At 73.0% G+C, this 22,603-nt stretch carries 16 protein-coding genes; 6 read left to right on the plus strand and 10 right to left on the minus strand.

Translation table 11 applies throughout. The features are described 5' to 3' along the window. Positions 1-18: 18 nt before the first annotated feature. The 4 genes from J4557_RS10180 to metG form a co-directional block, all read right to left on the minus strand. Positions 19-813 (minus strand): resuscitation-promoting factor, encoded by a 795-nt coding sequence (locus tag J4557_RS10180; RefSeq protein ID WP_208266238.1) that lies wholly within the window; start codon positions 811-813, stop codon positions 19-21. 655 nt (positions 814-1,468) lie between these two features. Beyond that, positions 1,469-3,142 (minus strand): FAD-binding dehydrogenase, encoded by a 1,674-nt coding sequence (locus tag J4557_RS10185; protein WP_208266239.1) that lies wholly within the window; start codon positions 3,140-3,142, stop codon positions 1,469-1,471. 52 nt (positions 3,143-3,194) lie between these two features. Then, positions 3,195-4,025 (minus strand): TatD family hydrolase, encoded by an 831-nt coding sequence (locus tag J4557_RS10190; protein WP_208266240.1) that lies wholly within the window; start codon positions 4,023-4,025, stop codon positions 3,195-3,197. Beyond that, the gene (gene metG / locus J4557_RS10195; protein ID WP_208266241.1) at positions 4,022-5,824 is read right to left on the minus strand and encodes a methionine--tRNA ligase; all 1,803 of its coding nucleotides are present in this window, start codon (positions 5,822-5,824) and stop codon (positions 4,022-4,024) included. The genes J4557_RS10190 and metG overlap by 4 nt, the downstream gene beginning before the upstream one ends. A 194-nt stretch (positions 5,825-6,018) precedes the next feature. Here metG and J4557_RS10200 point away from each other — a divergent pair, with 194 nt between their 5' ends. Then, positions 6,019-7,629 carry a glycosyltransferase family 39 protein gene (locus tag J4557_RS10200; RefSeq protein WP_208266242.1) on the plus strand — a complete coding sequence of 537 codons (1,611 nt, stop codon included), beginning with the start codon at positions 6,019-6,021 and terminating at the stop codon, positions 7,627-7,629. 16 nt (positions 7,630-7,645) lie between these two features. On the opposite strand, the gene J4557_RS10205 is transcribed toward J4557_RS10200, so the two are convergent. Beyond that, positions 7,646-9,430, minus strand: a complete 1,785-nt coding sequence (locus tag J4557_RS10205) for a hypothetical protein (RefSeq protein ID WP_307799601.1) — start codon at positions 9,428-9,430, stop codon at positions 7,646-7,648. Between the two features lie 169 nt (positions 9,431-9,599). Then, positions 9,600-10,937 (minus strand): glycosyltransferase family 2 protein, encoded by a 1,338-nt coding sequence (locus tag J4557_RS10210; protein ID WP_307799604.1) that lies wholly within the window; start codon positions 10,935-10,937, stop codon positions 9,600-9,602. 311 nt (positions 10,938-11,248) lie between these two features. On the opposite strand from J4557_RS10210, the gene J4557_RS10215 reads away from it, so the two are divergent. Further along, a complete protein-coding gene (locus J4557_RS10215) occupies positions 11,249-13,075 on the plus strand; it encodes a glycosyltransferase family protein (RefSeq protein WP_307799607.1) in 1,827 nt (608 codons plus the stop codon). Between the two features lie 114 nt (positions 13,076-13,189). On the opposite strand, the gene J4557_RS10220 is transcribed toward J4557_RS10215, so the two are convergent. Both J4557_RS10220 and rsmI read right to left on the minus strand, forming a co-directional pair. After that, a complete protein-coding gene (locus J4557_RS10220) occupies positions 13,190-13,489 on the minus strand; it encodes a hypothetical protein (protein WP_208266243.1) in 300 nt (99 codons plus the stop codon). Between the two features lie 190 nt (positions 13,490-13,679). Beyond that, positions 13,680-14,519, minus strand: coding sequence for a 16S rRNA (cytidine(1402)-2'-O)-methyltransferase (rsmI, locus tag J4557_RS10225; protein WP_208266244.1), 840 nt, complete (start codon positions 14,517-14,519; stop codon positions 13,680-13,682). A 76-nt stretch (positions 14,520-14,595) separates the two neighbouring features. On the opposite strand from rsmI, the gene J4557_RS10230 reads away from it, so the two are divergent. Continuing rightward, complete coding sequence (locus J4557_RS10230) at positions 14,596-16,311, plus strand: dolichyl-phosphate-mannose--protein mannosyltransferase (protein ID WP_208266245.1); 1,716 nt, start codon at positions 14,596-14,598, stop codon at positions 16,309-16,311. 25 nt (positions 16,312-16,336) lie between these two features. On the opposite strand, the gene J4557_RS10235 is transcribed toward J4557_RS10230, so the two are convergent. Continuing rightward, a complete protein-coding gene (locus J4557_RS10235; RefSeq protein ID WP_208266246.1) occupies positions 16,337-17,539 on the minus strand; it encodes an MFS transporter in 1,203 nt (400 codons plus the stop codon). A 114-nt stretch (positions 17,540-17,653) separates the two neighbouring features. On the opposite strand from J4557_RS10235, the gene J4557_RS10240 reads away from it, so the two are divergent. The 3 genes from J4557_RS10240 to bla all read left to right on the plus strand — a co-directional run bounded on the left by J4557_RS10240 (position 17,654) and on the right by bla (position 20,863). Continuing rightward, positions 17,654-18,658, plus strand: coding sequence for a LacI family DNA-binding transcriptional regulator (locus tag J4557_RS10240; RefSeq protein ID WP_307799609.1), 1,005 nt, complete (start codon positions 17,654-17,656; stop codon positions 18,656-18,658). A gap of 101 nt (positions 18,659-18,759) precedes the next feature. Beyond that, positions 18,760-19,791, plus strand: coding sequence for a magnesium transporter CorA family protein (locus J4557_RS10245; protein ID WP_208266248.1), 1,032 nt, complete (start codon positions 18,760-18,762; stop codon positions 19,789-19,791). A 103-nt stretch (positions 19,792-19,894) separates the two neighbouring features. After that, on the plus strand, positions 19,895-20,863 hold the full coding sequence (gene bla / locus J4557_RS10250) for a class A beta-lactamase (protein ID WP_208266249.1): 969 nt from the start codon (positions 19,895-19,897) through the stop codon (positions 20,861-20,863). Between the two features lie 73 nt (positions 20,864-20,936). Here the strand turns inward: bla and J4557_RS10255 are convergent, their stop codons facing one another. After that, complete coding sequence (locus J4557_RS10255; RefSeq protein ID WP_208266250.1) at positions 20,937-22,586, minus strand: penicillin-binding transpeptidase domain-containing protein; 1,650 nt, start codon at positions 22,584-22,586, stop codon at positions 20,937-20,939. Positions 22,587-22,603: the final 17 nt, after the last annotated feature.

Consider the following 22,603-nt stretch of genomic DNA (forward strand, 5'->3'; position numbering starts at 1 on the left):
GAGAACAAGTGTGGCAGGTCAGGAGAACAGGAACTTCCCGCATACCGGCCACTGCCCCTGCCAGCGCCCGTTCACCCGGTTGTAGAGCAGCTGCGCCCGGTACGTCTGCTCCCCCGCGCTCGCGTCCGACGGCTTGCCCGACCCGCCGACCGACGCCCACGACGACATCGAGAACTGGTACAGGCCGTAGTAGCCGGACGGGTTCACCGCCTTCGGGTTGCCGTGCGACTCGCAGTTGGCCAGCCCCGCCCAGTTCAGCCTCGCCGCCGAGCCCGTGCCCGCCGACTTCGGGCCGACCGCCACGATCCGCGCGACCGGCTTGCGCTTCACCTTCTGCGCGATGACCGCCTTGACCTTCTTGCCCTTGCGCCGCACGTACGCCATCTGCACGATCTTGATGCCGGCCCGGCCCTTGCGCAGCTCCTTCTGCGACCACGGCGGCACCGACGCGCTCTTCTTCTCGATCGTGGGCGCCGGCACCTGGACCGTCTTCGTGACCGGCTTCGACAGCAGCCGCAGCACCCTGATCGTCTCCCCGGCGGGCTGCTCGCGCGCGGGCTGCACCAGGTCGTAGCGGCCGAGCTTCACCCCCGCCTGGTCCAGCACCTGCTGGACGGTCGTCCCGGTCGTCATCGTCGTCGTCTTCTTCTTGTCCACGACGATGACGACCTTGCGCGGCGCAGGCGCGGACGTCTTCGGCGCGTCCGCCGCGCGCACGGTCGACTGCGGCTTCGGCGACCCGCCGCCTCCGCACGCCGACGCCAGCAGGACCGTCGCGATCAGGACAGCAGAAGTCGCAGGGGCTCGACGCACCGTTCCTCCAGGGGGAGCCGAGCGGGCCTGGGGGGTCGCCCGCTCAACGGCCAGACACTAGAGCGGAACGCCCGCCGCCCGCCACCTCAACGCCCACATGCGTCCCCGCTCCCCCTCGGGTAAGAGGAAGCGAACCCGAACGGCCATATTCACAGCGTCACCATCTGACTACTCTCAGTAATCGAGAGTCCACCTCGAAGAAGAAGGGAGCCCACGCCGAACGCGGGTGTCCAGGGCGCGGAAGCCCGCGAAGAGGCCAGGGGGCCGGTGCGGACGGCCAGAGCCCGGCCGTCCGCACCGTCCTTCTTGCTTTGTCCTCGGCGGTCGGGCCCTGGGGGCCCTCCCTTCAACGGGCAAAGCGGCGATCGCTGCATCGCTTCGACTCGCCCTGGGGGATCGCTGCGCGATCGGATTCTCGCAGGCTCGAATCCGGCTTCGCACGCGATCGCAACGCCCGGGTCGCCGTCGGCTGAGCTTACGGACGATCACCTTTCCGCCCGTCCGGGGTGCCGCTTTCGTCCGTGCCTCGCTGTTCGCCCGGCCTCGTCGCGGCGCGCTTTGCCGCGTGTTGCAGCGCGCCTGCGGTCATCGCGGTCCCGTTCCCGGACCGCCCTTGAAGCCTTGCCGGGCGCGGCCGGGGCTCTCGCGTGCGGGGTCAGGCGGTTGCTTGGGCGGCGGCTCGGGCTGCGGCTCGGGCGGAGAAGAGGCAGCCGCCCAGGAAGGTTCCCTCCAGGGCGTTGTAACCGTGGACTCCTCCGCCGCCGAACCCCGCGACCTCCCCCGCCGCGTACAGGCCGTCGATCGGGCGGCCGTCGAGGCCGAGGGCGCGGGAGTCCAGGTCGGTCTGGATGCCGCCGAGCGTCTTGCGGGTGAGGACGTGCAGCTTCACGCCGATGAGCGGGCCGGCGGACGGGTCGAGGATACGGTGCGGGACGGCGGTGCGGCTGAGCCGGTCGCCGAGGTAGCGGCGCGAGTTCCGGATGCCCTGCACCTGCGCGTCCTTGCTGAACGGGTTGGCGATCTGCAGGTCCCGGGCCTCGATCTTGCTCCGCAGCAGCGCGGCGTCCAAGAGCGGCTCGCCGGTGAGGGCGTTCATCCCGTCCACCAGTCGCTCCAGGGTGGAGGCGACGACGAAGTCCGCGCCGTGCCGCTTGAACGCCTCGACCGGGGCGGGCGCGCCCTTGGAAAGGACCCGTTCGCGCAGCACCGCCTTGCGGTCGCCGCTGGTGAGGTCGGGGTTCTGCTCCGAGCCCGACAGCGCGAACTCCCGCTCGATGATCCTCTGGGTGAGGACGAACCAGGAGTGGTCGTAGGCGGCGATGTCAGGGGTGGTGCGCAGGTGTTCGAGGGTGGAGAGGGTGTCGTAGCCGGGGAGGCAGGGGGCGGGGAGGCGCCGTCCCAGGGCGTCAAACCACATCGCCGAGGGGCCCGGCAGGATCCTGATGGCGTGGCCGGGCCAGATCGGGTCCCAGTTGCGGACGCCCTCGGTGTAGTGCCACATCCGGTCGCGGTTGACGAGGCGGACGCCGGCGTCGGCGCTGATGTCGAGCATCCGGCCGTCCACGTAGGCCGGGACGCCGGTGATCATGTTCGCGGGTGCGGTGCCGAGGCGGCCGGGCCAGTGGCGGCGCACCATCTCGTGGTTCCCGCCGATGCCGCCGCTGGTGACGATCACCGCCTGCGCCGACAGCTCGAACGCCCCGGTCTCCTCACGGCTGGACGCGACGCCGCGCGGGGAGTCGTCCTCGGCGAGGACGGCGCCGCGTACTCCGGTCACGGCGCCGCCGGTCAGGGTCAGGCCGTCCACGCGGTGGCGGTGGTGGAAGGTCAGCAGGCCCTCATCGGCGGCGCGGCGGGCGCTGCGGGCGAACGGCGCGACGATGCCGGTGCCCGTCCCCCAGGCGATGTGGAAGCGCGGCACCGAGTTGCCGTGGCCGTCGGCGCGGAGGTCGCCGCGCTCCGCCCAGCCGACCACCGGGGTCAGCCGGACGCCCCGGGACGCCAGCCACGCCCGCTTCTCCCCGGCCGCGAACTCCACGTAGGCGCGCGCCCACCGCACCGCCCAGGAGTCCTCGTCCTCCAGACGGTCGAACCGGGCGCTGCCCTGCCAGTCGCTCCAGGCCAGCTCGAAGGAGTCCCGCACGCGCAGCCGGCGCTGCTCCGGCGTCCCGACCAGGAACAGGCCGCCGAGCGACCAGTACGCCTGCCCGCCCAGGTTCGCGGCGTTCTCCTGCTCCACCAGCGCGACCCGGCGCCCGCGCGCGGTCAGCTCGTGCGCGGCGACCAGCCCGGCCAGCCCCGCGCCGACGACGATGACGTCAGCGTCCATCCCGCCTCCCTCCCCTGGCCTATGCCCGGGGAGAGGAGGCCCGCACCCCCGGCTACCAGCCGCCGAAGGTGCGTTCGCCGTTGGCGGCGATGGCGGCGCACAGCTCGGCCAGGTCGACGTTCTTGACCTCGGCCATCGCGCGGACGGTGTGCGGGATGAGGTACGACGCGTTCGGCTTGCCGCGGTTCGGGACCGGGGTGAGGAACGGCGCGTCGGTCTCGACCAGGACGAGGTCGAGGGGCGCGACGCGCAGCGCCTCGCGCAGCGGCTCGGCGTTCTTGAACGTGACGTTCCCGGCGAAGCTCATCACGTAGCCGCGGTCGGCGCAGACCTTCGCCATGGCGGCGTCGCCGGAGAAGCAGTGGAACACCACCCGCTCCGGCGCGCCCTCCTCCCGCAGGATCGCCAGCACGTCGTCGTGGGCCTCGCGGTCGTGGATGACCAGGGCCTTCCCGGTGCGCTTGGCGATCGCGATGTGGGCGCGGAACGACGCGTGCTGGTCGGCCTTCGGCGCCCAGTCGCGGTAGTAGTCCAGGCCCGTCTCGCCGATCGCCCGCACCTTCGGGTGCGCGGCCATCGCCTCGACGTCGTGCAGGACGGCGTCGTCGATGCCCGTGGTCTCGTTCGGGTGGATCGCCACGCCCGCGTAGACGTCGTCGAACTCGTCGGCGGCGTCGACCGCGAACCGCGACGACGGCAGGTCGCAGCCGATCGTCACGATCCGGGTGACGCCCGCCGCCTTCGCCGAGTGCACCTGCTCGCTGACCGGCGTGTCGACGATGTCGAGATGGCAGTGGCTGTCGAACACGTCGACCGGGAGCCGCTCGGGCAGCGGCGGGAACGACCGCGCGACCTCGCCGCCCTCGTCGTCCGCCGGGCTCACTCCGCCTCCAGCCGGGCGAGCTCCTCGTCCACCACGGACGCGTCGAGCTTCTTGAACAGCGGGGTCGGCTTGGCCAGCGGGACCCCCGGCTTGATCGGCATGGACTCCCAGCGCGCCGCGGTGGCGTAGTCGCCGGTGAGCACCCGGTAGTCCGGGCCGCCCTCCTCCGAGACCGTCTCCAGCCTCGGCATGCCGCTCCACACGCCCTCGCCGCCGAGCAGCTCGTACACCTTCTGCGAGGAGTTCGGCAGGAACGGGGTCAGCAGCGTCTTGGCGTCGTCGACGACCTGCAGCGCGGTGTGCAGGATCGACTGGACGCGGGCCGGGTCGTCCTTCAGCTTCCAGGGCGCCTGGTCCGACAGGTAGCGGTTGGCGTCCCGGACGACGTCGAGCGCCTCGGTGATCGCGTTCTTGAAGCGCGACCGCTCCAGCTCGGCGCCCACCGCCGCGAACCCGTTGCGGCTGCGCTCCATCAGGGCGCGGTCGGCGTCGTTGAGGTCGCCCGGCTCGGGGATCGCGCCGAAGTTCTTCGCGGCCATGTTCACCGACCGGTTGACGAGGTTGCCCCACGCGGCGACCAGCTCGTCGTTGTTGCGGCGGACGAACTCCGACCAGGTGAAGTCGGTGTCGTTGTTCTCCGGGCCGGCGACGGCGACGTAGTAGCGCAGCGCGTCGACGTCGTAGCGCTCCAGGAAGTCCTTGACGTAGATGACGACCTGGCGGGACGAGGAGAACTTGCGGCCCTCCATCGTCAGGTACTCCGACGACACGACCTCGGTCGGGGTGTTCAGCGCGCCCAGCGAGCCGGGCTCGCCGCCCTTGTCGCCCCGGCCGCTGTAGCCGAGCAGCATCGCCGGCCAGATCTCGGCGTGGAAGACGATGTTGTCCTTGCCCATGAAGTAGTAGGACAGGGCGTCCGGGTCCTGCCACCAGGCGCGCCACGCGTCCGGGTCGCCCGAGCGCTTCGCCCACTCCACGGACGCCGAGAGGTAGCCGACGACCGCGTCGAACCAGACGTACAGCTTCTTCGCCGGGTTCTCGCGCCAGCCGTCCAGCGGGATCGGCACGCCCCAGTCGATGTCGCGGCTGATCGCCCGCGGCTGGATGTCGTCCAGCAGGTTCAGCGCGAACTTCACCACGTTCGGCCGCCACGCCAGCGACCCGCCCTGCTTGCCGCGCAGGTACCGGCCGAGCACGTCGGTGAAGGCGGGCAGGTCGAGCATGAAGTGCTCGGTCTCGACGAACTTCGGCTTCTCGCCGTTGATCCGCGACACCGGGTTGATCAGGTCGACCGGGTCGAGCTGGTTGCCGCAGTTGTCGCACTGGTCGCCGCGCGCGCCGTCGTACCCGCAGATCGGGCAGGTGCCCTCGATGTAGCGGTCCGGCAGCGTCCGGCCGGTGGACGGCGAGATCGCGCCCATCGTGGTGGTGGGGAAGATGTAGCCGTTGTCGTAGAGGCCCTTGAAGATCTCCTGGACGATCGCGTAGTGGTTCAGCGTGGTCGTCCGGGTGAACAGGTCGTAGGTCATGCCGAGGCCGTGCAGGTCCTCGGCGATCACGCCGTTGTAGCGGTCGGCCAGCTCGCGGGCGGTCACGCCCTCCTTGTCGGCCTGCACCTGGATCGGCGTGCCGTGCTCGTCGGTGCCGCTGACCATCAGGACCTGGTTGCCCGCCATCCGCTGGTAGCGGCTGAACATGTCGGCGGGCAGCGCGAAACCGGAGACGTGCCCGATGTGACGGGGCCCGTTGGCGTACGGCCAGGCGGGCGCGGTCAGGATGTGTCGGCTTGACGAGGACATGGAATCAAGGGTAGTCGCGCCGCCCCCTTGAACCGCACCGATATCGCCACCTGTGGATAACTCCCCGGGGGACGCCGGCTGGAAGGTTGCTGCAGATCCGGTACGGCCGACTACGGCGGGTCCGCTACGCGAGTAGCCTGGTCCGGCGCCCAGCGCAGTCCAGCCCGTCGTCCAGCCAGGGGCAGAAGCAAGCCATGCCGCAGACCACGGCCGACCAGCCGGCCGTCACGCAGGAAACGACCACCGGACGGGCCGGCGGGGCGCCCCGGCGGCTGATCGCCCGGATCCGCCGGACCCGCCGCGTGTGGTGGCTGGCGCTGCTCGTCGGGGTGTGCGCCGTGGCGGCGCAGTGGGTGCTCATGACGCCGCCGCTGTACTTCGACCCCTACTACGTGTGGCTCGCGGCCCGCGACTGGCCCGACATCCCGCTCGGCGTGTTCCCCTTCGACGAGGTCCCGCACCAGGTGACGCGGATCGGGCTGGTGCTGCCCGCGCGGCTCGTCCAGGACGTCCTCGGCCCCGGCCAGGCCGCCTACTTCGTGATCGCCGCGCTCGGCGGGGTCGCCTTCTTCGTCGGCACGTACCTGGTGGTGCGGGCGCTGTTCGGGGACGTCGCGGGCCTGCTGTCGGCCGGGGTCCTGCTGGTCCACCCGTTCTTCACGATGACCAACCCGTACGGCCATGAGATCACCTGGTCGACCGGGGTGATGCTGCCCGACATGCCGGGCGCCGGGCTGTTCGCGATCGGGATGGCGGCGCTGGTCGTGGCGAGCCGCCGCACGGGACGCGTCCAGACGCGGTTCCTGCTGGCGGCGGGGCTCCTGCTCGGCTGCTCGTTCCTCGTCCGGGAGTTCCTGGCGTTCCTGTTCCTGGCGATCCCCGCCTACCTGGCGCTGCTGCGGATCCCGTGGCGGCGCAACGTCACGGTGGGCGCGCCGATGGTGGTCGTGCTGGCGTTCAACTTCGTCCACAACCAGATCGTGTGGGGCAACCCCCTCGCCGGGCTGATCTCGGCGGCCGAACACGGCGGCGAGTCCCGCGACCACGTGACGCGCGGGCTGGCGGCGCGGTCGTTCCTGCGCGCCATGCACGACTGGAACCCGCTCGGCACGGTCTTCGTCGTGGCGCTGGCGCTGACGATCATCGGGTTCGCGGTCACCCGCGACCGGCGGCTCGCGCTGGTGCTGGTGTGGTTCTTCACCCTCGCCGTCCCGCTGACGCTCTTCTCCGGCGTCCTCGACCCGCACAGCATCTCCCTGCGCGCCTGGCTCCAGCGGTACTGGTTCGCGGTGCTCCCCGCGCTGCTCGCGGGCGGGTTCGGGTCGCTGATCCTGATGTTCAGGATGATCCCGGACGGCCTGGTCGCGCGGCTGCGGCTGCGGACCCTCGTCGTCCCGGTCGCGGCGGTGGCGCTCGGCGGCGCGTACGTGTGGGCCGCCGTCACGGCCGTCCCGGAGCTGCCGCGCGACAAGGCGTGGAACCAGCTGCGGATCTACCTCGGCGAGCACCAGGACCTGCGGCTCATCTGCGCCGACCGGCGCCTCGCGCAGACCCTGACGTTCTACACGCGGGACATGTGGGGCAAGCCGATCTGGCACGGCGAGATCCGCGACTTCCCGCACTACGTGCCGCAGCTTCCGCTCGACGCCCTCAAGGGGCCGATGCTGTACACGCACTGGCGCGGCCAGGAGTCGCAGATCGCCGCGGGCTGGCGGCCGGACCCCGCGAAGGGCTGGCGGCTGATGTGGCGGTCCTCCGACGGCGTCCTGCAGCTGTGGAACCCGCCGCCCGGCGCCACCGGGTGACGGCCCCGCCGGGCTGCTAGCGGGTCCAGGCGACCCAGTCGCCCTCGACGGTGCGGCGGCTGTCGACGACCTTCCAGCCGGAGGGCGCGCCGTGCGGCCAGGACCGCTCCGCCGGGACGTTCTTGGGCCACCACATGATGACCATGTCCGCGTCCCGCGGCGCCGGGGTGGTCTGGGCGTTGAAGACGCTGCCGTCGCTCCACCAGGCCCAGTAGTACTGCGACAGGCGGATCGTCCACGGGACGTTCCAGTCGATCGCCACCGACCCGGTGCCGCGCAGGCCCGGGATCCCCCGCAGGTCGGTGTGCGCGATCTCGGCGTCGACCAGCGGGTGCGCGATCCGGTCCGTGGCGGTGACCGACATCGCCAGCGTCACCGCGGCGAGGAGCCCGGCGAGCAGCGCCGGACCCCGGCGGCGCAGCAGCACCGCCGCGACCGCGAGGCCGAGCAGCGCGAGCCCCGCGACGGTGGCGTGCCACAGCTCGAACGACTTCCAGTCCCAGGTCAGGAACGACGTCTCCGGGAAGTCGAACGACGTGAACGTGTACCGGGTCAGCCGGTCGCCCGCGTACCACTGGACGACGCACGCCGCCAGGAGGGTCAGGACGGCCGCCGAGCCCGCCACGAGCGCCACCGTCCGCCGCGACGCCCGCAGCAGCACCGCGATCCCCACCATGAACAGGACCGGGGTGATGCACGCCAGGTAGCGGCCGTAGACGTAGTTGCCGATCCGGTACTCGTCGGGGAGGGCCGCGGACGTCGCGAACGCGATGCCCGCCACGATCGCGAGGACGCCGAGCGCCAGCATCCGCTGCCGGAGCGGCGTGCCGCGCCGGACGGCGGCGAACGCGACCGTGATGAGGCCGATCGCCGCGACCCCGCCCGTCGCGACGGCCTGGTACCAGATCTGGCCGGTGCCGAGCGACAGCATCCAGGCCCAGCCGTCCTGCGTGGTGACGCGGCGGACGAGGTTCCCGCCCAGGTCGTTGTCGCCGGACGGGTACATGTGCGGCAGCAGCGAGCGGTTCAGCAGCGTCCCGGCGCCGACCGCGGCGGCGAGCACGAGGGCCTGCACCGCGACGCCCCGCCAGGGCCGCCACCGGAGCACCAGGGCGGCCGTCAGCAGCACGGCGTGCACGCCCAGCAGGATCGTCCCGCGCGTGTGCGAGGTGTAGGCGAACGCGACGAGCAGCGACGCGCCCGCCCCGTACAGCGCGACCCGCGGCGTGTCCCCGGCGGGCGAGCGCCCGGCGTGCAGCCAGGTGTGGACGAGCAGCAGCCAGCCCACCACGGCCACCGGCAGGACCGCGTCCGTCAGCGCGAACTCGGAGAAGAACAGCACGCCCGGCAGCAGCGCCGTCACGTGCGCGAACAGGTACGACCAGCGCCGCCGCACCTGGAACGCCCGCAGCATCAGGTAGGCCAGCGGCATCATCAGCGCGCTGATCAGGGCGTTGACGACCAGGGCGCCCCGGTACACGCTCACCGGGTCGTGCGCGATCCACAGCACCGGCGCCAGCAGCAGCGGGTAGCCGCCGCGGTACACCGTCCCGTAGGACATGTCGGCGTCGGGACCGCCGGTCAGGACCCGGGCGGCGAACAGGTACCCCGACTCGTCCGGCGTCGCCACCGGCATCGTCTGCCCGGACGCCAGCCACAGCCGCACCGCGACCTGCGCCGCCCAGCCGAGGACGAACAGCAGCACCCAGCGGCGCCGCCCCATCGACGCCGGAGCGTCCCGTCCGGCCTGGGGCGGGGCGGGCGGGCGGGACAGGACCGGCGGCGCGGCCTCGGTGCTCACGGCCGCCCGGTCCGCCGGCCGCGCGCGGTCAGGGAACGAAGATCCATGTTCGTCTCAGCCTGTCACAGCGCCGCGGGGGCGGACGTCCCCGGCCGGGAAACCCTCAGCAAGTTCTCGGCTTCGGACACGCTCCGTCACGGTGCCGGGACAGCGGGGGTCCGGGAGCCGGTCAGCGCTCGTCCGGCGTCCCGGCGGCCTCCGCCGCCTCGGCGGAGCCGGCGGCGTCCGCGGTGGCCTTCTCCGCGTCCTCGCCGGAGGCGGCGTCCGCTTCGGCGGCCGCGGTCTGGCGCTCGCCCGCGACCTTGTGCACGGCGGCGTCCACCACGCCGGCGGCCTCCTCGGCCGGGTCGGTGAGCGGCGGGTGCTGGCGGCGGCGGATGCCGAGGATGCTGACGAACAGCGACGCGAACATCACCTGGAAGCTCATGACCAGCGCGGTCGCGGACGGCACGACGATGCGCAGCGAGTCGCGCGGGTCCAGCTCACCGAAGCTGTGCCCCCGCCAGTGCAGCAGCGAGGCGACGAGGCCGGCGAGGCCGGCGATGGCCAGCAGCCCGCCGGTCAGCAGGCCGCGCTCCAGGCCCCACCAATCGATGATCTTCTGCACCCGGCGGTCGTGCGGCAGGAACCCCTCCTGCATCGCGTACACCTTCGTGAGCAGCGCGAACAGCACCGCCTGGAAGCCGATCACCAGCGCGGCGGACGCGCCGACGAGGGTGTCGACGTCGAAGGCGATCGCGCCGATCCGCACCGGCCCGGTGGAGATCGCGATGCCGGCCAGCAGGCCGAGGGTCATGAAGACCAGGCCGGGGATGAGGAACAGCCAGCGCGGGCTGTACAGCATGAGGAACCGCAGGTGCCGCCAGCCGTCCCGCCAGGTGTTCAGGTGCGGGGCGCGGGTCCGGCCGTCCGGCGACAGCGTCGTCGGGACCTCGCGGATGTCGTACTTCTGCAGGGTCGCCTTGACGACCATCTCGCTGGCGAACTCCATGCCGCCGGTCTGCAGGCCGAGCCGCAGGATCGCGTCCCGGTCGAACGCGCGCAGCCCGCAGTGGAAGTCGCCGATCTTGCTGCCGAAGAACAGCCGGCCGACGAAGCTGAGCACCGGGTTGCCGAGGTAGCGGTGCAGCGGCGGCATGGCGCCGGGCGCGATCCCGCCCTTGAAGCGGTTGCCCATGACGAGGTCGGCCCCGTCGCGCAGCTCGTCCAGGAACGGGCCGAGCGTGGTGAAGTCGTAGGAGTCGTCGGCGTCGCCCATCGCCACGTACTTGCCGCGCGCGGCCCGGATCCCGCCCATCAGCGCGTTGCCGTAGCCCTTGTCGAGCACCGGCACGACGCGCGCCCCGGCGTCGCGGGCGAGCTGCTGGCTGCCGTCCGTGCTGCCGTTGTCGGCGATGACGACCTCGCCGTCGATACCGCTGTCCTCGAAGAAGCCGATCGTCTTGCGGACACAGGTCTCGACCGTTTCGGCCTCGTTCAGGCATGGCATCACTACGGAGAGTTCCACGCGATCTCCTTCGTTACCCCTGGTGACCGTTGGCGGTGCGGTTGTCTGGTCTCATGGTGTATCCGCCCGGCGGCCCGTCGTCGTTCATGATGCCTGCCGTGGACGGGTGATGGTGGCCGCTCTCCATAAGAGCACCCGTATCGTGTTGCCTACTTGCAACCGAAAAACCCTCTCCGCCGCGAACCGGGCGGCAGGCTAGGACGTCAAGCATACGGGTATGGCGGCCCGGAAAGGGTGGGTCGACTGTGACGCGCGGCGGAGGACGCAGTGCCACAGGTCCGAGGACAGAGCGGCGGAGGGGAGGTGCCGGAGTGGCTGTCGAATCGCCGCGCGGTGCCGAGCTGAAGGGGGCCGCGTCGGACGCGGGCACGGCGGAGACCACCGAGGTCACGGCGGATACCGGGGCCGTCGCGGAGGGGTCGGGAACGGCCCGCGACACGCCCGGCGGAACGGAACCGGAGAACGGTTCCTCGGCGGTCGCGGAGGCGGCCTCCGACGGTGTCGGGAATGGCGCCGCGAATGGGGACGTGAAGGACGTGCCGGCGGACGGCGCGCCGTCCGTCGGCTCCCCCGGAGGCGCGACCGCCGCGTTCGCGGGCGCGTCCACCCGAGTGCCGTCCCTGCGCGGGATCGGCTCGTGGATCGGCGGGCGCGCCGGCGGGACGTGGGCGCGGGTCCGGCGGCACCCGATCTTCAGTGTGATCATTGCCACAGCGGCGCTGCTGCGGGTGGTCGCGATGGTCGGCTACCAGCCGGCGATGTTCTTCAACGACAGCTTCGACTACCTGCACGTGGCGATGGGGCTGTACCCGCACCCGCTGCGGCCGGACGGGTACTCGTTCCTGCTGTGGGCGCTGAAGCCGTTCCACAGCTTCGCGCTGGTCGCCGCCGTCCAGCACCTCATGGGCCTGGCCACAGGCGTGATGATCTACGCGCTGCTGCGCCGCAAGTTCGGGCTGCCCGGCTGGGGCGCCTCGCTCGCGACGGTGCCGGTGCTGTTCGACGCCTACCAGATCCAGCTCGAGCACCTCGTCCTGTCCGACACGACGTTCACCTTCCTGGTGATGGTCGCGGTGACGCTGCTGCTGTGGCACGACCGGCCGTCGTGGAGGATCGCGCTGGCGATCGGGCTGATCGTCGGGTTCTCCTGGCTGACCCGGTCGGTCGGCGCGCCGGTGCTGCTCGGCGTGCTGGCGTTCATGCTGATCCGGCGCATGGGCTGGCGGACGATGGCGATCACCGCGGCGGCGTGCGCGCTGCCGGTGCTGTCCTACATGACCTGGTACAAGGTGGACAGCGGCAAGTTCGCGATCACCGAGAGCAACGGGATCTTCCTGTACGCGCGGGCCTACAAGTTCGCCGACTGCCACAAGATGCACGGGCTGCCGGTCAGCGAGTACCCGCTGTGCACCGAGCCGGCGAACCGGCTGCCGAACTCCCAGGACGGCATCTGGAACGCGGCCTCGCCGCTGAACCGCTTCCCCGGGACCCGGTTCAGCCCCGAGAACAATGCGGCCAGCAACGACTTCGCCAAGCGCGCCATCCTCGCCCAGCCCGGCGACTACCTGAAGGTCGTCGCCCACGACTTCTTCCGCGTGTTCCGCTGGAACCGGACGGTCTTCCCGGACAAGGCGACCTACTCGCAGTACGAGTTCGGCACGAAGGGCAACGCGCTGCCCGACTGGCGGATGGACGCCGACTCGACCGCGTCCGGCGAGGCCCGGGCGTACGAGCACGGCGACGCCCGCACCCGCGTGATCGAGCCGTTCGGCGGCGTCATGCGCGGCTACCAGGACGTGGTCTACCTGCGCGGGACGATGCTCGGCGGCGTGCTGCTGCTCGGGCTCGGCGGCATGGTGGCGCTGTGGCGGCGGTTCGGCGGCGAGGCGCTGCTGCCGTGGACGCTGGCGACCGGGCTGCTCCTCGCTCCCGCCGCGACCGCCGAGTTCGACTACCGGTACGTGCTGCCGGCCGTCCCGCTGGCCGCGCTGGCCGCCGGGATGGCGTTCACTCCGGAGGTCCGGCACCGGCTGGACGGCTGGTGGCGGCGGCTGCGCGGCCGTCCGGGCCCGGCCGGGTCGCTGGACGTCCCGTCCGAGCCCGTCGGGCGGAAGGTCCCGGAGGTCACCGCCGGCTGACGGCCGCCGTCGGGCCCCGACGGCGGTCACCCCGGCCGACGGTCACCCTGGCCGACGGCACCCCGGCCGACGGTCATCAGGGGGCCCGAGGGGCCCGGTCGTGGCCGCTCCCGGTCACCAGGCGTGGATGCGGCGGAGATGGAACACCATCGCCACGTCGCTCCCGTCGCGGACCGGCGGCATATCCCCGGCCTTGCGGGACGCCGCCCACGCCTTGACGTTCCGGCTCTGGCACTTCGGGCACAGGGAGTCCGTCCACGGCGTCGTGCACGGCTGGCCGTCCCGCTCATAGATGGCGGCCTCGTTGCCGTGGCCGTCGCCGCAATGACGGACCTCGAGCACCTCGTCCCAGGTCGTCTCGCAGCACAGGCATTCGTAGACCCACGCCTCACGGCTCGACCATGCGTCCTGCACGGCCCTCACCCCCTCGGTGACGCCATCTCGCGCTACCGGCGGCATCTCGTGCCGTCTTCCGGGCTCGCGCCGGGCTCCGGGCCGCGGGGGTCCCCGTTTCACGGTGGCTCCGCCGGTCCCCGAGTGGTCCAGCGCGGGCCACCGAAGAGCTATTTCCCCGAAATCCGCCTTTGGATCGTTCCGTACGGGGTCACTCTTTCCTGGCGGCGACGACAGCGTCGTAGACGGTCCCGCGTGGTACGCCGTTCTCCTTGGCGACCTCCCGGATCGCCTGGTTGCGGGGGGTTCCGGCGGCCTCCCGGGCGGCGACGGCGGCGACCAGGTCGGCCGGGTCCGACAGCCCGGCGGGCTTCGGCGCGCCGCCGACGACCAGGGTGATCTCGCCGCGCACCTCCCGCTCCGCGGCCCATCCGGCCAGCTCGGCGAGGCCGCCGCGGCGGACCTCCTCGTAGGTCTTGGTCAGCTCCCGGCAGACGGCGGCCGGGCGGTCCGCCCCGAACGCCGCCGCCATGGCGTCCAGCGTGCCCGCCAGCCGGCGCGGGGACTCGAAGAACACCATGGTGCGGGGCTCCGCGGCGAGGGTCTCCAGCCGCCGGGCCTGCTCGCCCTTCTTGCGCGGCGGGAACCCCTCGAAGCAGAACCGGTCCGTCGGCAGCCCCGACACGACCAGCGCGGTGGTGACGGCGGACGGCCCCGGCAGCACCGACACCGGCACGTCCCGCTCCACGGCCGCGCGCACCAGCCGGTACCCCGGGTCGGACACGCCCGGCATCCCCGCATCGGTGATCACCAGGACGTCCCGTCCGGCGAGCAGGTCCTCCAGCAGTTCGGCGGCGCGCGCCTTCTCGTTCTGGTCGTAGTACGACACGACGCGCCCGCCCGGCTCCACGCCGAGGTCGGCGGCGAGCCGGCGCAGCCGCCGGGTGTCCTCGGCCGCGATCACCGGCGCGGCCGCCAGCGCGTCCCGCAGCCGCACCGACGCGTCCTCGGCCCGCCCGATCGGCGCCGCCGCCAGCAGCAAAGTCCCCATCACGGTCTCATCCTCCCAGGGGCGCCGCGCGCCGGGACCCGACCGGGCGGCCGGGAGTCGGCTTTACGATTGCGGGATGGCGACGACGGATCTGGCTCCGGCGAACGCGTCCCGGTGGCGGCCGCCCTCCCCGCGCGAGTGGCTCGCACCCGCGGTCCCGGGCGGCGTCCCGGCGGGCTGGCTGGGCCCCCTGCTGGTGACGCTGTTCGCGGGCTTCCTGCGCTTCTACCGGCTCGGGCAGCCGAAGGCCGTGGTCTTCGACGAGACCTACTACGCCAAGGACGCGCTGGCCCTGCTGAAGTTCGGCTGGGAGCACAACACCATCGACAACGCCGACAAGCTGCTGATCGCCGACCCGCACGCGAACATCTGGGGGCAGGGGCCCTCGTTCGTCGCGCACCCGCCGTTCGGCAAGTGGATGATCGCGATGGGCGAGTGGGCGTTCGGCGCGACCCCGTTCGGCTGGCGGTTCGTGCCCGCGCTGGTCGGCACCCTGTCGGTGCTGATCCTGTGCCGGGTGGCCCGCCGGATGACCGGCTCCACGCTGCTCGGCTGCGCCGCCGGGCTCCTGCTGGCGCTCGACGGCCTGGAGTTCGTGACGAGCCGGGCCGCGCTGCTGGACATCTTCGTGATGTTCTGGGTCCTGGCCGGGTTCGCGTGCCTGGTGAACGACCGGGACCGGTCCCGGTGGAACCTCGCCGACAAGATCGAGGCGGGCCGGACGTCGGTGTACGGGCCGTTCCTCGCGCACGGGTGGCGCTGGGGTGCGGGGATCTGCCTCGGCCTGGCGTGCGCCACCAAGTGGACGGGCGTGTTCTACGTCGCCGCGTTCGGGCTGATGGCGGTGCTCTGGGACTACGGCGCGCGGCGCGCGGCGGGCGTCCGGGACCCGATCGCCGGGACGCTGCTGCTGGACGCGGGGCCGGCGTTCGTCCAGATCGTCGTGGTGGCGCTGGTCTCCTACCTGGCGACCTGGTCCGGCTGGATCTTTAAGCCGGGCGGGTGGGGGCGCGGCCACGCGTCGAGCCACTGGTGGTGGCGGCCGTTCGAGGCGATGCCGCGCCTGTGGGACTACCACCGGCAGATGCTGGACTTCCACAACAACCTGGACGCCAAGCACCCGTACCAGTCGTGGCCGTGGGACTGGCCGGTCCTGCGCCGTCCGGTGGCGTTCTTCTACACCGAGCCGAAGACGTGCGGGGCGCCGCGGTGCTCGCGGGAGATCCTCGGGATCGGGACGCCCGCGCTGTGGTGGGGGGCGCTGGCCGCGCTGGTCGTGGTGCTGTTCATCTGGCTGATCCTGCGCGACTGGCGGGCCGGGGCGATCGTGCTGGGGTTCCTCGCGGGCTGGCTGACCTGGTTCCCGTCGGCGTTCCGCGACCGGACGATGTTCCTGTTCTACGCGACGCCGCTGATCCCGTTCATGGTGCTGGCGGTGGTGCTGGTGCTCGGCTACCTGATAGGGCCGGCGTCCGGGCTGGTGGGCGCGCACGCGGCGGCGTCCGGGCGGCCCGCGGAGGACGGCGTGCGGCCCGCGGACGAGGACGGCGCGCGGCCGGCGTACGAGGACGACGCGTTCCCCGGCGAGATGCACGGGCCGAGCGGCGCGCGGGTCGCGCTGGTCCCCGCGCCGGTGCCGCCGGGGGTGCGGCGCCTCGTCGGCGCGGCCGCCGCGGGCGCGTTCCTGCTGGTGGTGCTGGCGAACTTCGCCTACTTCTATCCGATCCTGGCGGCGGAGACGCTGACCTACGACGACTGGCACGCCCGGATCTGGTTCAAGTCCTGGATCTGACGCCCGGCCCGGCCGGGGACCTCCCTCAGGAGAGGACCTCCGCCGGGACGGGGCGGGCTGCGGCGGGGCGCAGCGTCCGGGTGCCGAGCAGGCACAGGACGAGGGCGAGGACGCCGCCCATCCCGGCGCCGGCGAAAGCGCCCGGCACCCCGGCGAGCTTCTCGCCGAACCCGGCGACCGCGGAGCCGGCGGCGCCGCCCGCGCCGACCGCCGCGACGACCCACGCGAACGCCTCCGTGACGGTGCCGCTCGGCGCGAGCCGGTCGACGAGGGTGAAGCTGCAGGCCAGCACGGGTGCGAGGAACACGCCGCTGACGAACGCCAGCACCGACATCACGGGCAGGCCGGGCGCGAGGACGAGCGGCACGTATCCGGCGGCGAGCGCGGCGAGCAGCCACGGCAGCCGCCGGTGCGGCTCGCCGGTCCACGGCCGCGCGCCGTAGGCGATGCCGCCGGCGAGGGCGCCGGCGGCCATGCAGGCGAGGAGCAGCCCGGAGGCGACGCCGCTGTCGAGGCGCTCGGCGTAGGCGACGACGGCGACCGCGTACACGCCGAGCGCGATGCCGGCGCAGGCGAGGGAGGTCAGCAGGACGCGCAGTCCGGGCGAGCGCAGCGGCCCGGCCCAGTCGGCGGCGCGCGGCTCGCCCGTCCAGCGGCGGGACGGCCCGGACAGCGCGACGACGAGGGTCCCGGCGATGCCGACCAGGCCGGTGAGGACCAGCGCGGTCTCGGTGTCGGCCGCGGCCGCGGCGACGACGAGGAGCGGGCCGACGGAGAAGAGGATCTCCTGGGCGGCGGCGTCGAGGGCGTAGGCGGCGTCGACCTGCTCGGGGCCGTCGAGGACGTCGGGCCACAGCGCCCGGAGCCCGGCCTCCAGCGGCGGCGTCGCGAACCCGGCGAGGACGACGGCGGCGACCGCGAGGGGCAGCGGGCGGGCGCCGACGGCCGCGAGCAGCGTGAACCCGGCGGCGGAGAGGCAGGCGGCGGGCAGCAGGACGCGCGGCTGCCCGTAGCGGTCCATGGCGCGGCCGAGGACGGGCTGGCCGGCGGCCATCGCCAGGCCGAGGACGGCGGCGAGGGTGCCGGCGAGCGGGTAGCCGCCGCCGTCGGCGCGCACGTGCAGGACGACGGCGAGCGCACCCATCCCGTTCGGCAGCCGGCCGAACAGCGTCCCGCCGAGCAGCCGCGCCGCGTGCGGCCGCCTCAGGAAGACGACATAGCCCCGCATTCTGTGCCCCCGTCATGGCCGTCATACGTATTACCCCGTGGGTCATACGTACCACTTCCCGGGTGCCCGGCTCTAGTCTGTTTTCCGTGTCCGATGTCCGCGAGGGAGGCCCAGGTGGCGGTGGCAGGCCGTCCCACCAGTAAGGACGTCGCCCAGGAGGCAGGGGTCTCGCAGTCCACGGTGTCGCTGGTCCTGGGCGGCAAGTGGAGCGGCCGCGTCTCCCCCGCCACCGCGCGCAGCGTCCGGGTCGCCGCCGAGCGGCTCGGCTACCGGCCGAATCCGGCCGCGCGGAACCTGCGGCTCGGCACCACCCGGACCGTCCTGCTGATGGTGCCGACCCTCACCGCGCCCTTCTTCGGCCCCGTCTACACCGGCGCGGCGCGGGTCGCGGCCCGGCACGGGTTCGGCGTGGTGGTGTCCACCTGGCCGGACGACGCGGAGGGCCCGGCCGAGAGCCCGTTCCCCGCGCCGCACGAGGCGATCGACGGGGTGCTGGCGTCGTCGATGCCGGCGGCGGCGCTGGAGCGGTTCCACGGGACGCCCGCGGTGCTGCTCGACAGCGGCCCGGACACTGACGTCCCGACCGTCGACTTCGGCGTGGCCGCCGGGATGCGCGCGATCGCCGGGCACCTGGCGGGGCTCGGGCACCGCCGGTTCGGGCACGTCGCGGCCGGCGTCGACCAGTGGACGTTCCGGGCCCGCGCCGAGGTGCTCGCCGCCGAGGTCGCGGCGCTGCCCGGCGGCGAGCTGGTCCGGTCGGCGTGCGCGATCGACGTCGCCTCGGCGCGGGACGCGGCGCAGCGGCTGCTCGCCCGCCCCGACCCGCCGACCGCGCTGGTCTGCGACGACGACCTGATCGCCGCGGGCGCGTACAAGGCGGCGCGCGCGCTGGGGCTGGACGTGCCGGGCGAGGTGTCGGTCACCGGATTCGACGACGTGCTGCTGGCGACCGCGCTGGAGCCGGAGCTGACGACGGTCCGGTTGCCCGCCGAGGAGATGGGCGCGCAGGGCATGACCGCGCTGCTGGACCTGCTGGACGGCGGCCGTCCGGCGCCCCGGGTGCTGCCCGGCCGGCTCGTGGTGCGCGGCTCGTCGGCGCCCCCGCGCGCGCCCCTGTGACCACGCCTCCGTGATCTCGACCGCGCTCTTTGATCTCGACCGCGCTCTGTGATCTCGACCGCACTCTGTGATCCTCCGGCGACTCGGGTATAAGGGGGCCCATGGCGCATCCCTCCGAAGCCGGTGCCGAGCAGTTCCCGAGCGACCGGGGCGAGGTCCCCACGCCGCGCACGCGCGTGTGGCGCGGGGGCACGCTGGAGACGTACGACTTCCCGGTCGCGCAGGTCAGCGACTACCTGGAGCAGGACGACACGGTCGTGTGGGTCGACCTGTGCGCGCCGCAGAGCGCCGACCTGCGGGTGATCAGCGACGAGCTGGGCCTGGACCCGGTGGCGGTCGAGGACGCGGTGTCCCGGCACGAGCGCGCCAAGATCGACCGCTACGAGGGGTACGCGTTCCTGAACGTCTACGTGCCGCACATCCACGACGGCGAGCTGACGCTCTACGAGGTGTCGGCGTTCCTGGCCGAGCGCGCGCTGGTCACCGTCCGGCAGGGCCCCGGGTTCGACATCGACGCGCTGGTCAAGCGGTGGGACCAGAGCCCGGGCGTGGACATCGCCTCGGCCCGCGCGGGCTACCTGCTCTACGGGCTGCTCGACATGGTCGTGGACCTGCAACTGGAGGCGGTGCAGGCGCTCGACGACGAGGCCGACGAGGTCGAGTCGATGATCTTCGACGAGGCGTTCGCGGTGCGGGAGATCCAGCGGCGCAGCTTCCGGCTCCGCAAGAACCTGGTGGCGCTGCGCCGGGTCGCGCTGCCGATGCGCGAGGTGGTGAACACGCTGCTCCGCCGCGACCTGCGGATGGTCGCCCCGGCGCTCGCGCCCTACCTGCAGGACGTCTACGACCACACGCTCCGCGTCGGCGAGTGGACCGACAGCCTGCGCGATCTCGTCGCGAACCTGCTGGACACCCGGATCGCGCTGCAGGGCAACCGGATGAACGAGGTGATGAAGAAGGTCACCAGCTGGGCGGCGATCATCGCGGTGCCGACGGCGGTCACCGGCTTCTACGGGCAGAACGTGCCGTACCCGGGATTCTCCTCGCATTCGGGATTCATCGTCAGCACGGTCGTCATCGTGGCGGGCAGCGTCGCGCTCTACGCCGTCTTCAAATTCCGCGACTGGCTCTGAGCGGCCGGACCGGCGCCGAGCAGTGCGAATATCGGAATTGATATCGGTAGGCCACTGATATCAATATTGGACACGGCCGCTCGGGCTCTGGTCTGCTCTCTCCATGAGCGAATACCGACACCGCCTCCGCACGACCGCGGCGATCGCCGCGTCCGCCACGGCCCTCACCGGCCTGGCGGCGTGCGGTTCCAACGAATCCCCTGGCGAACGGGCCGCGCCGCAGAGCGCGGTCGCGCCGCTCTCCGCCCCGCCCGCCGCCCGGCCCGCCCCGTCCCAGGCGGCCGTCACCAAGAGGCTGAACGCCCTGGAGAAATCGCGCGGCGACCGTATCGGCGCCTACGCGGTGGACACCGGAACGGGCCGTTTCGCCTCGTACCGGGCGGACGAGCGATTCGCTTTCGCGTCCACTTTCAAGGTGATGGCGTGCGGCGCCGTCCTGCGAAAGGCGCGGCAGACCGACCCGGGCCTGATGAACCGCGTCATCCATTACACGAAGAAGGACCTGGTGGCCAATTCGCCGGTCACCGAGGAACACGTCGAGGACGGAATGACCGTGTCCGCCCTGTGCAAGGCGGCCATCACCCGGAGCGACAACACCGCCGGGAACCTGGTGCTCAGGCAGATCGGCGGCCCGGCGGGCGACACCGCCTTCCTCCGCTCCCTCGGCGACCGGGTCAGCCGCCACGACCGCTGGGAGACCGACCTCAACCTGTGGAAGCCGGGCGAGCTGCGCGACACCACCACGCCCCGCGCCTGGGCCGCCGACCTGCGCGCCCTCACCGCCGGCGGGGCCCTCGTCCGCGCGGACCGCGACCGCCTGACGGGCTGGATGAAGCAGACGGTCACCGGCGACAACCGCATCCGCGCCGGCCTGCCGAAGAGCTGGACGGTCGGCGACAAGACCGGCACCGGCGGCACCTACGGCACCGCCAACGACATGGCGATCGCCTGGCCGCCGTCCGGCGCGCCGGTGATCATCGTGATCACCACGAACCGCCTCACCGCGGACGCCGCGGCGGACGAACCCGCCATCGCCAGGACCGCGAGCATCCTCGCCGCCGCCGTCCACTGACCGTCGAGGTGCGGCGGGTCGCCGTCATGAGCGGCGCCACGACGGCGACCCGCCGCACCCGCACGGGGCTCGGTCAGAGGGAGTTGAGGAAGCCGGCGGCGATCGGGGCGGCGGCCTCGGCTCCGGTGCCGCCGCCCTCGACGATCACCGCGAACGACAGGTCGCCGCGGTAGCCGATGAACCAGGCGTGGGTCGGCGGGTTCGCGCCCGACCCGTACTCGGCCGTCCCGGTCTTACCGGCCGTGCCGGACGGGAAGTTCACGCCGGACGCGGTGCCCTCGCTGACGACCGCCGGCATCAGCGAGTGCAGCGCCGACTTCACCGCGGGCTCCAGCCGGTGCGGCGGCTCGGCCTTGCGGCCGGCCGCGTCCACCGCCTTCGAGACCAGCGACGCGGCCACGAGCCGGGGCGAGCGCCACACGCCGCTCGCCGCCGCGCCGGCGACCGCGGCCATGTTCAGCGGGCTGGTCAGCACCTCGCCCTGCCCGAACGAGGCCGCCGCGAACGCGGTGTCGTCCTTGTTGTCCGGGAACGAGGCGCGGACGGCGGGCAGCCCGGCGACGACCGGGGCGTTGAACCCGAACTGCGCCGCGACCTGCGCGACCCGCTTCTCCCCCAGCTTGTCCACGGCGAGCCGCGCGAAGGTGGTGTTGCAGGAGTGCGCGAACGCCTCGCGGAGCGCGACCGTCCCGAAGTCCTCGTGCTGGTAGTTGTGGAACGAGCGGCCGCCGACCGTCGTGGTGGCGGGGCAGGGCACCTTGGTGGACGGCGACATGCCGCCCGCGACGAGCGCGGCGGCGGTGACCACCTTGAAGGTGGAGCCGGGCGGGTAGCGGCCCATCAGCGCCCGGTTGTAGCCGCCGGGCTTGTTCGCGACGGCGAGGATCTCGCCGGTGGACGGCCGGAGCGCGACCAGCGACGCGGGCTTGGCGGCGGAGCCGAGCGCCTTGCCGGCCGCGGCCTGCACCTTCGGGTCGATCGTGGTCCGCAGCGGCGTGCCGTCCGCGCCGCCGAACCGCTTCAGCGTCTTCACCGGCTTGCCGGCGGCGTCGACGATCTGGACGGCGAGGGCGGGCGTGCCCGCGAGCCGCTTCTCGTACTGCTTCTGCAGGCCGTCGGCGCCGGCGGGGTCGCCCTTGCGGTACGGGGCGCCGAGCTTGCCCGCGGTCTCGGCGGACGCGGGGCCGACCGGCCCGGCGAGCTGCTGGACGGACCCGGACGGCGACCGGGAGAGGCTGCTGCCGTCGGCCGCCGTGATGTCGGCGCGGGCGGGCCACGCGCGGGCGGCGCTCAGCCGCTGCCCCTCCTTCAGCCCCGGGTACATGACGTCGGGCGACCAGGCGACCCGCCACTTGCCGTCGCGTTTGGTGAGCGGGAGCGCGCCCTCGTGGCTCCAGGTGCGGGCGCCCGCGAGGGTCAGCACGGCGGTGTAGGAGCCGCCGGCGGTGTCGCCCTTCGGCTTCCCGACGGAGGCGACGGTGTAGCGCTGCGCGGTGACGCCGAGGGCGTCGTGCATGGCGGTGAACCGGGCGGTGAAGTCGGCGGGCGGGTCGGCGGTGAGCGCGAGCATCGCGGCGTAGTCGCCGCGGCTCCACGCCGCCGCGTAGCGCTTCGCGGCGTCCCCCGGGGACTCCCCGTCCCGCAGGAACCACACCGCTCCCGCCCCCACGAGCACGGCCGCGGTCACCACGGCGGCGACGGCGACCACGCGGGATCGGCGCATGTCAGGTCCTTTCGGTC

Origin of the sequence: Actinomadura nitritigenes, from assembly GCF_017573545.1 — a bacterium.
Taxonomy (GTDB): domain Bacteria; phylum Actinomycetota; class Actinomycetes; order Streptosporangiales; family Streptosporangiaceae; genus Spirillospora; species Spirillospora nitritigenes.

Bases quoted from the DNA above. Each gene is read 5' to 3' on its own strand.
- J4557_RS10185 (WP_208266239.1), bottom strand. From the start codon at position 3,142: ATGGACGCTGACGTCATCGTCGTCGGCGCGGGGCTGGCCGGGCTGGTC.
- metG (WP_208266241.1), bottom strand. From the start codon at position 5,824: ATGTCCTCGTCAAGCCGACACATCCTGACCGCGCCCGCCTGGCCGTAC.
- J4557_RS10200 (WP_208266242.1), top strand. From the start codon at position 6,019: ATGCCGCAGACCACGGCCGACCAGCCGGCCGTCACGCAGGAAACGACC.
- rsmI (WP_208266244.1), bottom strand. From the start codon at position 14,519: ATGGGGACTTTGCTGCTGGCGGCGGCGCCGATCGGGCGGGCCGAGGAC.
- J4557_RS10230 (WP_208266245.1), top strand. From the start codon at position 14,596: ATGGCGACGACGGATCTGGCTCCGGCGAACGCGTCCCGGTGGCGGCCG.
- J4557_RS10235 (WP_208266246.1), bottom strand. From the start codon at position 17,539: ATGCGGGGCTATGTCGTCTTCCTGAGGCGGCCGCACGCGGCGCGGCTG.
- J4557_RS10245 (WP_208266248.1), top strand. From the start codon at position 18,760: ATGGCGCATCCCTCCGAAGCCGGTGCCGAGCAGTTCCCGAGCGACCGG.
- bla (WP_208266249.1), top strand. From the start codon at position 19,895: ATGAGCGAATACCGACACCGCCTCCGCACGACCGCGGCGATCGCCGCG.
- J4557_RS10255 (WP_208266250.1), bottom strand. From the start codon at position 22,586: ATGCGCCGATCCCGCGTGGTCGCCGTCGCCGCCGTGGTGACCGCGGCC.